Here is a 13,616-nt window from a genome sequence, read left to right as displayed (position 1 = left end):
TAAGTTCGCAAAGCTGTTCTACATTTCTGTCATACTGAGCGAAATCAAAGCATTTTCAATTGGAATTCGTTTTTTTATATTGAGATTTATGTTATAATACCATTTTCTCAATTGGGCAAACTAAAATTCCTTCGGCTCCGGCTTCTTTTAGTTTATCGATTACGTCCCAAAAAGTGTCTTTATCAATTACAGAGTGTACACTGCTCCAGCCTTCTTGTGCCAATGGCAAAACAGTTAAGCTTCTTAAAACCGGTAAAATTTTTCCAATTTCATCGATTTTATCGTTTGGAACATTCATTAAAATATATTTTGAATTTCGGGCTCTTAAAACTGATTGTATTCTGAATTTTAAAGTATCAATGTGCTTTTGGATCTCAGGAGAAACTTTTGGAGAAACGGCTAAAACAGCTTCACTTTTCAGAATTACTTCAACTTCTCTTAAATTATTTTTGAATAAAGTGCTTCCGCTTGAAACAATATCAACAATAGCATCTGCAAGGCCAATGTTTGGTGCGATTTCTACAGAGCCGGAAATTTGGTGAATATCAACGCTTAAACCAAAAGAATTAAAGTATTCGTTTACCGTATTTGGATAGGAAGTTGCAATACGTAAACCTGCTAAATCCTGAATCGAATTGTACTCAAAAGTTTTAGGAACAGCGACAGAAACTTTACATTTTGAGAATCCAAGTTTCTGGATTACTTCAATATGTTTTCCTTTTTCTACTAATAAATTGTCACCAACAATGGCAAGATCTACTACTCCATCAATTAAATACTGAGGGATATCTGAGTTTCTCAAGTATAAAACTTCTAAAGGAAAATTGGAAGCTTCTGCTTTTAACTGATCGTTTCCGTTGTTGATCGAAATTCCGCAGTCTTTTAGAATCTGAATGCTGTCTTCGTTTAAACGACCTGATTTTTGAATTGCAATTTTTAAAGTACTCATTTTTTTAGTTTTTGTTGAATTAATAGTTTGAGTACAAAGGATAAGAATTAAAAAACCCGTTTGATGTACTCAAACGGGTTTTAAAATATGATGATTTACATGCATACCATTAACACATCGCCTGAGAGCAATAATGAAAATGATGGTGATGTAATTGAATTGAAATCATGATTTGTGTTTTGTTTTATTCTTTGATTCGGTTGCAAATATAAAAGATAATTTCATAAAAAAGCAATTTTTAATTTAACTTAACGATAGTTTATTGTTAAAAAAGTTTTTTGCTCCTGCTTTTATTACATTTTTTTAATTTACTATAACGTTTTCAAGATTTAGCTAAAAATCAAAATAACCGTGGTTCCCTCTCCTATTTTACTATCAATTTTAAACTCTACATGAAGTAATTCTGTAATTCTTTTTACGATAGAAAGTCCTAATCCTGTTCCCTTAATTTCCGGATGTTCAGTCGATCCCGATCTAAAGAAAGGACTAAAAACCGATTCTAAATCTGTTTTTTCAATTCCGATTCCGTTATCAGAAATTTTGCAGACTGTTTTATTATTCTGTTCTGAAAGTAAAATCGAAACTTCGCCAGTATCATTCGTATATTTTATAGCATTCGATAATAAGTTTCTTAAAATAGTAATGACCAAAAAATTATCTGATTTTACATAAAAATCCTGTTGGGCATCCAGTTTAATATCGAGATTTTTGGTCTTTATTTTCTCTGCATTTAAGGTTAAAACATCCAAAATAAGCGCATTCAGATACACGGATTCTGATTGTATATGCTGCTTTTGATTTTCGTAACGAGCCATCAATAAAAGCTGATCCACGAGTGTATTTAAATGATCTACTTCCTTAATGCAATAATTTATTTTTTCTTCGTATTCCTTATTATCACGAGGTTTACGGATTAATACTTCAAGTGTTCCTTTAATAACGGTTAAAGGCGTTCTCAACTCATGTGAAGCATCAGATGTGAATTGTTTTTCGCGCTCAATTGCATCTTCAATTCGAATTAATAAATGGTTTATTGTTTTGGAGAGCGTATACAATTCATCCCGCGTTTTGGGCAGCGGAATCCGTGTTTTCAGATTGTCTTTTGTTATGCTTTTGGAAGTATTTATTATGGCATTTATAGGTTTTATACTTCTGCCTGCAAAGAATCGGGCAATAAAGAACAACAGCAATAAAATAACTGAAAACGACAAACACATAATGTCAAACAAGTTATTAAGCACCGATTTTGAATCGGCCAGTGACATGGCTACAATTATATATCCTATTTTTTTCTTTTTTACATGAAGTTCGACCTGGATTTGCCTAAGCGCATGATCTCCCATTTTAGTATCAAACAACTCGTAATCTTCTACAGAATCATTAAATTCAAGTGTTTGCGATTTTAAATTGGGTGCTTTTTCTATAATTTTTTTATTCAAATCTAAAAACTCTACAAAAACCGGATTTACATCAACAGTGTTATGTTCGCGTTCGTTCCATTCTTCTTTATCAATTAGGATTACTTTGTTTCCTTCGACTTTAATTTCTGCTAAATGGTTTTTAATTTCTGCTTTTAGATTTTCATCAATATCGATGTAAACAGTATGTTTTACAATAGAATAAATGACTGAGAAAACCACTAAAATCAGTAAACCAGTTGTAATAATATAATTTAAGGCTATTCTATTTTTAAAAGAAAGTTGTTTCATTTACAGATCGTTGGCGATATAACCAATACCGCGAATTGTTTTTATATAATCTTCTTCAATTTTTAAATTGAGTTTTTTACGAATAGCATTCATAAAAACATCAATGACACCGGTATCATATTCAAAATTAATATCCCAAACATCTTTTAAAATCTGATTTCTGTTACAAACTTTTCCTTTATTTCTAATTAAATAAGTCAGTAACTCAAATTCTCTTTGGGTTAGCGAAATTTCTTCTTCATTTTTAAGAACAGTATGTTTAGATAAATCGATTTTTATTGTGCCTAAAGTCAGAATTTCAGCTTCTTTAGGATTTCTAAAATGAATTTTTATTCGTTCTACCAATTCTTCAAAACTAAAAGGTTTTTTAATATAATCGTTGGCTCCGGCTTTTAAACCTTCTATTGTTTCCTGTACTGTATCTTTTGCAGTCAAAAAAATAATGGGCGTTTTTTGATCTTTTAATCTAATGGCTTTGCATAAATCCAGACCATTAATTTTTGGCAGCATCCAGTCAAGAAGAATTAAATCAAACTTTTGGTTCTGAATTAATTCAAAGCCTTTTGAGCCATCATTTGCCGTAGTAATCTGATAGCCTTCTTCTTGCAGGCCTTGTTGCAGGAACTGAACAATTCCTAACTCATCTTCAACTATTAAAATATGCATCCAATTTTTAATTAAGATTATAATGTATTCCTTATTTTATTAATCAAAGATAATTCAGAAATACCTAAAATTCACTGTACTACACCAAATTCAAAGATTTTAAGCAAATATTAAGCCAACACTAAGTAAGGTAAAAGCTGGCTTAATCCTGAATTAATTTACCGAAAGTAATTTTGCATAAAATATAATATTATGATATCTTATAAGAAGCTTTCTCCTTTTTACAATCTTGCTTTGTTTTATTTCATTATAAGTTTTGTATTGCGAATTGTTTTGTTTTTTCATCCGATAACACAAAGTTCATTTACTTTTTTTGAAAGCCTGAAAATCTTTACTTTAGGATTAATATCTGATGCTTTTGTTTTTGTTGTTGCCAGTATATTTTTGTGGATGTATTTGATTTTTATCTCCAATTTAAAATACAACAAACCTTCAGGATATATTATTCTTGGAGTTTTTATTGCATTATTTTTGTATGTGGCTTCAGGCAAAAGTATTTTTGATGAATATGGAGGCGCGTTGCCAAAAATTGTTTTAATTTTTATCGGAATTAAAACAATACTTTTCGCCCTTTTGCTTTTTTTTCCAAAACTAAGAACAAAAATAAGGTTTTGGCTGTTTGCTTTTGTGATCTTTTTATATGTTTTACTGATTCTTCAAAATGGTTTAAGCGAATACTTTTTTTGGAACGAATTTGGAGTAAAATACAATTTCATTGCTGTAAATTATCTTATTTATACCAATGAAGTTATCGGAAATATTATGCAGTCTTACCCTGTTATTCCTCTATTTTCAGCTTTATTTTTGATTACCGGAATTGTTACCTATTTTATTCTAAAAAATTCTAAAAATTTCATCAATGAGATTCCAACATTTAGCGAAAAAATAAAATTTACCGTCCTTTATTTGGGTTTATTTTCAGTTTCCCTAATTGCTATTCCAACTTTTGCCAAAACTGAAAATTCAAAAAATATTTTTGTTAATGAATTACAATCCAACGGATTATATAAATTTTATCTTGCCTTTGAGAATAACAAATTAGATTATTTTAAGTTTTACAAAACACTTCCCGAAAAAGAAGCCTTTTCTGTTTTAAAACAACAATTTCCTAATATTACTGCAGAAAACACAAAACAAACCATAAGTAATGATTCTACTGAAAACCATAAAAATGTAGTATTAATTACGATCGAAAGTTTGAGTGCTGATTTCATGAAATCATATGGAAATGAACAAAATATAACACCTTTTTTGGATAGTCTGTCTCAAAAAAGTTTACAATTTACGAACTTGTATGCTGCCGGAAACAGAACTGTACGCGGACTTGAAGCTGTTACTTTATGTTTGCCTCCTACCGCCGGTGAAAGTGTCGTCAAAAGGGAAGACAATAAAAACAAATTCTCTACAGGCTTTATTTTTAAACAAAAAGGATACGACGTAAAATTCATGTACGGCGGAGATGCTTTTTTTGATAATATGCAGGATTTCTATTCTGGAAATGGTTATACAATTGTAGATCAATCGAGTTTTTCACCAGAAGAAATTACGTTTTCGAATGTTTGGGGCGTCTGTGATGAAGACATGTACAATAAAGCTGTGAAAGTAATGAATGCCGAGGCTAAGGAAAATAAGCCTTTCTTTAATCATATTATGACCGTGAGTAATCACAGGCCTTTTACTTATCCCAATAATAAAATTGATATTCCGGGTGATATTAAATCGCGTGACGGCGGTGTAAAATATACGGATTTTGCTTTGAGAAAATTCTTTGAAATGTCCCGTAAACAATCCTGGTTTAAGAATACCGTTTTTGTAATTGTTGCAGATCATTGTGCTTCAAGTGCCGGAAAAACACAACTTCCGTTAGACAAATACAGAATTCCTGCTTTTATTTACAATTCTGATATAAAACCGGAAAAATGCAATAAACTAATGTCGCAGATTGACTTAATGCCAACGCTTTTCGGACTTTTACATTTTGATTATGAAAGTAAATTTTTCGGTCAGGATGTTTTAAAACCTGATTATAAACCGCGTGCCTTTATTGCAACGTATCAGGATTTAGGTTTGATAAAAGATAACGTTTTGACCATTTTATCTCCAAAAAAAGTGGTAAAGCAATTCAACTTAAAATTAAAGCCAAAATCTGGTGTTCAGGATAATTATCAAATTTATTATGATGAAATTCCATTGAAAAAAGAAAGAACTGATTTAGTAAATAGTGCGGTTTCATTTTATCAATCGGCCTCTTACCTGTTGAAGAATAAAAAATATCAGAAGTAATTTTTTGTTTCAGGTTTCAGGTTTCAGGTTTCAGGTTTCAGGTTTCAGGTTTCAGGTTTCAGGTTTCAGGTTTCAGGTTTAGCGCATGACAAAAACTGAAAAAGCCTCAAATTCTAATGAATTTGAGGCTTTTTTTTAAAATCGCATTTCAACTTGAAACCTGAAACCTGAAACTAAAAACTTTTTCTTAGTCGTTCTGATTTTTCATACCAAAAAGATCTCCTTGTTGATATAGTTTTAAATCGTCTTTTAATGCCTGATTATTTCTTTGTGTAACTGCTGGTGCATCTAAATCACTTAAATCAGGTTTTCCGGCATTTACCCAGGCAGTATACCAATAACTTGCTGTTGCAGTAATGGCTTTTCGCATTTGGTTTTCAACCATTCCGTTTAAATCTTTGTGCAGTTTCTTAGCATATTCATCAGAAAAAACAGCCGTATTATATTTGGTTTTTAGCACTTTACCATCTGCATCCATTTTAAAAACTTCATTTTCAGGAGTTGCAGTTCTTAGTTTTTTATCAATATCTAATAAAGGCTGAGCTAAACTATGCGTATCATTAATCATATCCCAGGTTGCTTTATGAACATCTTCATAATATTGCGCCTGAGGAACATTTAATTTGTAATTTTTTGCGAATAACTCCGGTAATCTGCTTTCCCAAAGCGAATGAATCCCTTTTTGCTCGCTCAATTGTCCGTCGTGGTTGGCAGACGTGTGCAACGGCATATGCGCATCACCCACATAATGACCTAAATCTGCAGCAAGAAATAAAATCTCTGCTCTGTTTTTATCTTTAAAAGCTTTGGTTAATTTTACCATTAAATCTTCAATATACCATGGCAATATTCCGTTGTCATTTAAGAATTTGGCATCGTATTTTTTCTTTGCCTCTTCCATGGTTTGCGGCCAGGTGTCTGCCGAACCAAAATTTTCCATATCAAAATAATGTCTCGGATTCTCCTCTTTATAATTCAGGGCGTATTTACGAATGTCCGGAACCGAAGCTTCCTGGGTAATAAAATCAATATGATTATAAAAGAATACTTGCAGTGGATGAGGCAAAGCCATAACTGCAGCTTTGTTAATACGTTCATGGCCAACGATTCCCCATGATAATGTCAAAAATCCAATCCCTAATGCAAAAAAAGCAATTAGTTTTGATTTCATTTTAAAGTTTTTCATTTGTAAATTTGTTTGAGGGGGCAAATTTATCTCATTTAAATATAATTCAAAAGAATACTTGCAAATATTGTGTAAATTTAATTTTTATAATTTTTTGAACCCTATAAATGATATAAGTTCATATTGAAAGTTTCTTTGTAACTTCGTTTTTTTTATTCTAAATTAAATATATGCGCCTTATTCGCCTGAGTTTTCTTTTTTTGATATTTACCTCTATTTGTTCGGCACAAGATGATATTGTGCAATTGAAAAGTGTTAGCGATACCATTTTAAACCCTAAAAGAGCTTTGACTATTGCCGATCCGCTGGATCCTGCAAAAGCAATGCAAAAATTATTTCCAGGAAAACTATACAACCTTTCTGATCATAATACTTTTTTAAGCTGGAAATGCAAAAACTGTAAACCTACGCCTTATATTGATGTTAATGGCGAAGAAGCCGATCCTTTATTTCCATATAGCCAAGGCGTTGCAACAAGGCTTCTTTCTAATATTGATTATACGGATTCTAAAGGAAATCAATTTAAATTATTGTTTTTTAATCATTCTGTTTATGATGAAGATGGTTTACAAACCAGCCGATTTACCGGTGGTCTTTTAGGCGTTGCTAAATTTGCCAAAAATGATAAACTTTGGGAAATGAGATCTTTTCAACCGGCTGTTGCTGCATTCGGGGCATTTGCACAATCTCCTAAGCCTAAACTTTTAGAAATTGGAGAAGATCAATACGCTTTTACGTTGCTGCATGTAAATGGCGGTGGCGGGGGTCCGTTTGACGGAACTTTGTATCTCGTTGTTGGTTTGGATGGAAAATACCAACCTATTATGGAGGCTTTTCAATATCAGCTTACCAATGTTGAAGACATAAGCTGGTCCAGTTCGTATAAGGTTATAAATGATAACAATAATAAAAAATATTTCAGAGATATTCTTATCACTACAACGGGTAACTATCATAAACCGGGAGCTGACGCTGAATTTGAAGTGAGTTTGCCGGAAGAAGTTAATGCAATGACTAAAACAAAAAAGCAATTTACGTTTACTATAGAAAAACGATATACTTTTAGCGGTAAACGTTATAAAGTTGTTGGTAAACCGGTTGTGAAAATAAAATAATTTTCTTTTCTACAATATAAGTTATATAAGTTCATTTAACATACAGTTCGAAAGATTTAATTCTTTGCTGTCTATTCTAAGTTCATATTAAAGTTTAGGTGCTTTTCAAAACGAAACATAAACTTTAATATGAACTTATATAACTTATATGGTGAAATTAATTCAGATATAAAATTGCTGTTAAACTTAAACCTGCAATAAATATCCACAGGAAGATTCCCTGAAACAAAGGCTTTACTCCTACTGATTTTAATGTGTTTATATTTAATGTTGCGCCAATTAGAAACAAAGTTATTGTTAACCCAATTTTAGCAATACCCACAATTTGAGGTGCAATGATTGCTGTTGCAGGCACATAAGTATTAAAAAGCATGGCCACAATAAACAAACCAATAAAATAAGGAATCTTGATTTTTGTCCCGCCATTTTCAGATTTTTTATTGAAAAGTAAAGCTGTTAAAAGCGAAATTGGGATGATCCATAAAGCTCTGGCTAACTTTACAGTTGTTGCAATTTGCAAAGCTTCGGCACCATATTTATTGGCCGCGCCCACTACAGAACTTGTGTCATGAATGGCAATAGCACACCATAAACCAAATTCTTTTTGTGACAAATCCAACTGATGTCCAATAAACGGAAAAGCAAATAAAGCAATAGAATTCAGAATAAAAATAACGCCCAGCGCAATCGAAGTCTGATTTTCGTTTGATTTAATTACCGGAGAAATAGCTGCAATGGCACTTCCGCCACAAATTGCGGTTCCGCATGAAATTAAATGTGATGTTTTTTTATCTGTTCTAAGCCATTTTCCTAAAAGTGTTCCGAAGATTAATGTGCTGAAAATCGAAAATATAGTCAATAAAAAACCTTCTTTTCCCGCTGAAATTGCTGATGCTGCATTCATTCCGAAACCTAAACCAACCACAGAAAATTGTAATAAATAAGTAATGGCTTTATGATTGAAGGCAATAAATGGATTTCCGAAAACATTTACGATCAAAACGCCCAGCAGTAAAGCAATTGCCGGAGATATAATCGAAAACAAACACAAAATAACCACCAAAGCAAAAACTGCTTGTTGGATATAAAGGTTAACTTCGAATAAATGTGCTGCTGTATGTTGTTTTGTTTTCAAAATAAGGTACTTGATATTTTACCTTACAAAGGTCTGTCCTTTATATTGAAAACGCCAATCGTAAAATACAATCGGCTATAACTTCAGGTTATAGTAAGAAGAGATATTTTGAATGAATAATTCAGACAAAGCGTCTGATTTTCCGAGTAATGTGATGATATAAAAATATCTTTCAACAGATAATTTCTCCACATCCAAAACAATCAGTTCTTTATTTTTCAACTCTTTATCTACCGCATGAATTGACATAAAAGCAAAACAATCTGAATTTAAAAGATAAGATTTTATACTTTCTGTACTTCCTAACTGCATTTCGATTTGTAAGTCAGATAATTTTACTCCAACTTGTTTTAACGCAAATTCTATAACTTCAAGTGTTCCTGAGCCACGTTCTCTGGTTATGAATTTCATTGATTTTAAATCATCTACAGTAATTTCATTTTGTTTAACCAAAGGATTTTTATTACTGCAAACCAAAACCAATTCGTCTTTTAAAAACGGAATGTATTTTATTGACTGATTTTTTGATTGTCCTTCTACAATTCCAATTTCAATTTCTTTGTTGATTAAAGCATTTTCGATTTGTTCGGTATTTCCGTTCAGCAAATTGACTTTTATATCTTGCTGTTTTTGGTGAAATCGTGCTAAAACAGGTGAAATTATATATTGGGAAATGGTTGTACTTGCTCCTAACCTAAGTAATCCCTGGCGTTCGCTGCTAAACGAACTCATATCAAAATCGATTTTGCGATAGATTTCGAATATACTTTTGGTATGTTTTAGCAGAATTTCTCCGGCCGGAGTTAGTGCTATTTTAGAACCGCTGCGTTCAAAGAGTTTGGTTTTGTAGGTTTCTTCGAGTTCCTGAATGTGTTTCGAAACTGCCGGCTGTGTGATATACAATTCGGTTGCCGCTTTAGTAAAATTAAGGCGGAGCGCAACGGTGTAGAAAACTTTTAGCCTGAAATCCATATTTGTTTATTTAAAAGTGAAACACGAATTTCACAAATTTTCACGAATTTTTTTGTCCAAATATTTTTTTGAATTGCCTCCAGCTTTAGCTGGGGGTATAATATGCTATTTACTTGGCTTTAGCCAAATAATATATTTATAACACAGAGATTCACAGAGATTTCACAAAGTTACACTAAGTTTATTTTAGAAATATTAAATTAAATTCTAAGAATTTGATTTTTGAGAACCCTGAGTTTCCTTATTTGGCTAAAACCAATTCTTTATCTCTTAAATTCCTCCAGCTAAAGCTGGAGGCTATTCAAATAAATTCGCGCTAATTTGTAAAATTGCTTTGCCAGGTCGCTATCGCTCGGGTTGTGGCAAAAAGCTACAACAATCCATTATACTTTCTAATAAACCATTCCGTAGTCAATAAAACGGCAATTAAAATCAACAACCAAATCCAATCAATTAATGGTGTTTTTGTTGAGATATTTTTTTCTATTGATTTGTACTCTTTGTTTTCTATTAAGGTTTTAATCAAATCATCAACTTCATTTTGGAAAAAGGCTTTTCCGTTGGTTTGTAATGCTAATTGTTTTAGTTTTACAACATCCGGATTTACAAATTGCTTTTCGATATCAAAATCTAAAATCTCAAAATGGCTTGAATAAACAGTATTTGAGTTTAATTCTTTTACTGTAAAATTATATTTACCAGCTTGTAAGCCGTCCAGATTTGCTGAGAAAGAATTATTTCCTTTTAATAAATCGTAGTTTTTAACTTGTTTGGTTTCGGCATTTGTAACGGTGATTGTTAATCTTGCTTTTTCGTCGAACTCGTAATTTTTATTAAAATATTGAGCGTTGATTACAATGGCTTCTCCTGAATTGTAAAAGCTTTCGTGTGTTACAACTAATGATTTTCGTGAAGTTGATGTTGCCAAATACTGAATGATCTTGCCTACAAAAACATCATATTTGTCAAAGGATTGATTGTCGATATGACTTTGTAAACGCCATTTCCAGCTATTTTCTCCTAAAAGAAAAGCGGTACGCTTGCCTTGATTTTCGGCGAAAGCCAATAAAGGAGCATTTGTAGATACGTTTCTAATTTTAGACGAAAGTAAAACCGAAACATTTCCGTTTGTGGTAATGGTCCCGAATGGATTTTGTAATGGCGGAAAATTTTCGAATCCTATATTATCTATCGCAAACAAATTAAACTGCGATTGAAATTCGTTTAAATAATCTTCTCTTTGATTGCTCATTTGAAAAACCAAATTCTTTTGTTGTTGGTTTAAAAAATTGAAATCGGTGTTATTTCCGGTAATAATAAAGGTATTTGTTCCGGCTAATTTATTGTTGTCAAAAATAGCTTTGAAAGCAGTTGTTGGCTGATATAAAACCAAAACAGAAATATCTTGTAACTGATTAATATCATTCGGTTTAACCAAAATCACTTTACGCTGTGCATTAACTTCTATCGAGCGTTTTAAAGCAGCAATATCGGGATGATTTATAGCCGAAACAATTGCAATTGTCGACTTTTGATCGATAATTTCGACAGCAAAATTCTTTACATTATTATAACTGTTTTTCTCTTTCGTATTGGCAGAAACGGTTGCTTTAAAAATTTGCAATCCAACGTTATCTGCTGGTAAAAGCAAATTTAAAGTGGCTGTTTTTTTAGAAGGCGAAAAAGAAACTCTTTCTTTTGCTACAACTGAATTTCCTTGCGAAATGGTAAAATCTGCATTTATTGTTTTATCTCCGGCATATTGCAGGAAAACTTCAACCGGAAATTTATTTTTATGAAAAGCGTATTTGTTTACGTTTAACTGATTGATTTTTAAATCTAAAAATGTAGTTGTATCTCCCACAACCAAAGGATAAACTTTATTTACAGGGTCAAAGCGATATACATAATCGTTTCCTGTAGTTTGATTTCCGTCTGTAATTATAACGGTTGGGAAAATCAGGTTTTTGTTGATGCTTTTTAAGTTTTTGGCAACTTCATCTAAGTTGGTTTGTTTTCCTTTAAAATCAAATTTATCTGAAGATTTAAAATCTGCGTCGAATTGATAAGACTGAATTTCAAATTTTTCCTTAAGCGCAGGATTCGAAACCAAAGCTTTATATAATTCGGCAGTTTTTTCGTCTGATTTTAAGGCAACTATCGAACTTGAATTATCAACTGCAATTGCCAAAGGTGTTTTGGTAATTTCAAGGGAATTCTTGGTCATTATTGGATTTATCAATAAAAGCAATAATCCGAAAATGGCTAAAAAACGTAAAAAAGCCAAAAACCAAATCACATTGGATTTGTTTTTGGCTTTGAAAAAATATTGAAAATACGACAAGCCACCAGCGATTACTAAAGATAGTAATATTAACAGAATCGTATTTGTAGTCATATATATTTTAAGTTTATAGTTTTGAGTTTATAGTTTTTGGTTGAAGAACAATAAACAACAAACCATTAACAATTAACATATTAAGTAAGCATTCCTCCACAAACATTAAGTACTTGTCCTGTAACGTAAGCACTTAAATCTGAAGCTAAGAAAAGACATGCGTTTGCTACATCTTCTGTAGTTCCGCCACGTTTTAACGGAATTCCTTCTCTCCATCCTTTTACTACATCTTCCGGTAATTTTGCAGTCATTTCGGTTTCAATAAATCCAGGAGCAATTGCATTGCAACGAATGTTACGTGAACCCAACTCTAATGCTACAGATTTTGTAAAACCAATTGCACCAGCTTTTGAGGCTGCATAATTTGTTTGTCCCGCATTTCCTGAAACTCCAACTACTGAACTAATATTGATAATAGAACCTGCGCGTTGTTTTAAGAATGTTTTTTGAATTGCCTTTGTCATATTAAATACTGACTTTAGGTTAACAGCAATAACCTGATCAAAATCAGCTTCTGACATACGCATCAATAAATTATCTTTTGTGATTCCGGCGTTGTTAATTAAAATATCAACTGTTCCAAAATCTGCCAAAACAGCGTCAACAAAAGTTTGCGCTTCATTAAAATCAGCCGCATTAGATTGGTAACCTTTTGCTTTAACTCCTAAACCGTTCAATTCTGCTTCTAAAGCCTGAGCCGACTCTACAGATGAACTGTATGTAAAAGCTACGTTTGCACCATGTTTAGCGAAAACTTCAGCAATTCCTTTTCCAATTCCACGACTAGCGCCTGTAATGATGGCAACTTTTCCTTCTAGTAATTTCATATTCAAAATTAATATTAATATTTATTTTAGTTATTTCTGTAATTAATCACAGAAAAATCTGATTCATTCGGGGTCTTTGAATGATACGTCAAATATATGATAATTCCCTTTTTAAAAAAATAACAATTGCAAAAAAGGTACAAAGTTGCACAGCTTCATAGTGACAAAGGTTTGGGTAAACATTCTTAATCAAAAAAGCAGTTCAATTTTGAACTGCTTTTTCCTCAATATAAAAATCAAACTAACACTATATGTAATTTTGTTTCAAAATAAAAAAACAAGATGTTAACAATACTACCATAAACAGAAATTTATAGAGCAATGCCTGAAACTCTGTTGTATCATTGATTTTATCTTCTCTCCACTGTTTAATAAG

10 protein-coding genes are annotated in these 13,616 nt (G+C 31.9%); 2 read left to right on the top strand and 8 right to left on the bottom strand.

Annotated features, from left to right (window positions below; translation table 11 throughout):
* Positions 1–91: 91 nt before the first annotated feature.
* From hisG to SD960_RS01340, 3 genes are all read right to left on the bottom strand, one after another.
* Positions 92–949, bottom strand: coding sequence for an ATP phosphoribosyltransferase (hisG, locus tag SD960_RS01350; RefSeq protein WP_042567020.1), 858 nt, complete (start codon positions 947–949; stop codon positions 92–94).
* Positions 950–1,278: 329 nt separating this feature from the next.
* Positions 1,279–2,658, bottom strand: coding sequence for a HAMP domain-containing sensor histidine kinase (locus SD960_RS01345; protein WP_318800440.1), 1,380 nt, complete (start codon positions 2,656–2,658; stop codon positions 1,279–1,281).
* Positions 2,659–3,324 carry a response regulator transcription factor gene (locus tag SD960_RS01340; RefSeq protein WP_318800439.1) on the bottom strand — a complete coding sequence of 222 codons (666 nt, stop codon included), beginning with the start codon at positions 3,322–3,324 and terminating at the stop codon, positions 2,659–2,661. It lies immediately after the preceding gene.
* A 192-nt stretch (positions 3,325–3,516) separates the two neighbouring features.
* Here SD960_RS01340 and SD960_RS01335 point away from each other — a divergent pair, with 192 nt between their 5' ends.
* Positions 3,517–5,607, top strand: a complete 2,091-nt coding sequence (locus tag SD960_RS01335; RefSeq protein ID WP_318800438.1) for an LTA synthase family protein — start codon at positions 3,517–3,519, stop codon at positions 5,605–5,607.
* A 187-nt stretch (positions 5,608–5,794) separates the two neighbouring features.
* Here the strand turns inward: SD960_RS01335 and SD960_RS01330 are convergent, their stop codons facing one another.
* Complete coding sequence (locus tag SD960_RS01330) at positions 5,795–6,793, bottom strand: zinc dependent phospholipase C family protein (RefSeq protein WP_318800437.1); 999 nt, start codon at positions 6,791–6,793, stop codon at positions 5,795–5,797.
* Positions 6,794–6,993: 200 nt separating this feature from the next.
* Here SD960_RS01330 and SD960_RS01325 point away from each other — a divergent pair, with 200 nt between their 5' ends.
* Entirely contained in the window at positions 6,994–7,908 is a 915-nt protein-coding gene (locus tag SD960_RS01325) for a hypothetical protein (RefSeq protein ID WP_318800436.1), read from the top strand.
* 157 nt (positions 7,909–8,065) lie between these two features.
* Here SD960_RS01325 and SD960_RS01320 read toward each other — a convergent pair whose 3' ends face one another.
* From SD960_RS01320 to fabG, 4 genes are all read right to left on the bottom strand, one after another.
* The gene (locus tag SD960_RS01320; RefSeq protein ID WP_318800435.1) at positions 8,066–9,043 is read right to left on the bottom strand and encodes a YeiH family protein; all 978 of its coding nucleotides are present in this window, start codon (positions 9,041–9,043) and stop codon (positions 8,066–8,068) included.
* 75 nt (positions 9,044–9,118) lie between these two features.
* The gene (locus tag SD960_RS01315; RefSeq protein WP_318800434.1) at positions 9,119–10,015 is read right to left on the bottom strand and encodes a LysR family transcriptional regulator; all 897 of its coding nucleotides are present in this window, start codon (positions 10,013–10,015) and stop codon (positions 9,119–9,121) included.
* Between the two features lie 370 nt (positions 10,016–10,385).
* On the bottom strand, positions 10,386–12,413 hold the full coding sequence (locus tag SD960_RS01310) for a hypothetical protein (protein WP_318800433.1): 2,028 nt from the start codon (positions 12,411–12,413) through the stop codon (positions 10,386–10,388).
* Positions 12,414–12,493: 80 nt separating this feature from the next.
* The gene (gene fabG, locus SD960_RS01305; protein ID WP_318800432.1) at positions 12,494–13,240 is read right to left on the bottom strand and encodes a 3-oxoacyl-[acyl-carrier-protein] reductase; all 747 of its coding nucleotides are present in this window, start codon (positions 13,238–13,240) and stop codon (positions 12,494–12,496) included.
* Between the last annotated feature and the right edge of the window lie 376 nt (positions 13,241–13,616).

Origin of the sequence: Flavobacterium sp. MMLR14_040 (genome assembly GCF_033657265.1) — a bacterium.
Taxonomy (GTDB): Bacteria; Bacteroidota; Bacteroidia; order Flavobacteriales; family Flavobacteriaceae; genus Flavobacterium.
The sequence above is the reverse complement of the archived record's forward strand: the minus strand, read 5'-3'. Positions and strand labels throughout refer to the sequence as shown.

Bases quoted from the DNA above. Each gene is read 5' to 3' on its own strand.
- hisG (WP_042567020.1), bottom strand. From the start codon at position 949: ATGAGTACTTTAAAAATTGCAATTCAAAAATCAGGTCGTTTAAACGAA.
- SD960_RS01335 (WP_318800438.1), top strand. From the start codon at position 3,517: ATGATATCTTATAAGAAGCTTTCTCCTTTTTACAATCTTGCTTTGTTT.
- SD960_RS01330 (WP_318800437.1), bottom strand. From the start codon at position 6,793: ATGAAAAACTTTAAAATGAAATCAAAACTAATTGCTTTTTTTGCATTA.
- SD960_RS01315 (WP_318800434.1), bottom strand. From the start codon at position 10,015: ATGGATTTCAGGCTAAAAGTTTTCTACACCGTTGCGCTCCGCCTTAAT.
- SD960_RS01340 (WP_318800439.1), bottom strand. From the start codon at position 3,324: ATGCATATTTTAATAGTTGAAGATGAGTTAGGAATTGTTCAGTTCCTG.
- SD960_RS01345 (WP_318800440.1), bottom strand. From the start codon at position 2,658: ATGAAACAACTTTCTTTTAAAAATAGAATAGCCTTAAATTATATTATT.
- fabG (WP_318800432.1), bottom strand. From the start codon at position 13,240: ATGAAATTACTAGAAGGAAAAGTTGCCATCATTACAGGCGCTAGTCGT.
- SD960_RS01310 (WP_318800433.1), bottom strand. From the start codon at position 12,413: ATGACTACAAATACGATTCTGTTAATATTACTATCTTTAGTAATCGCT.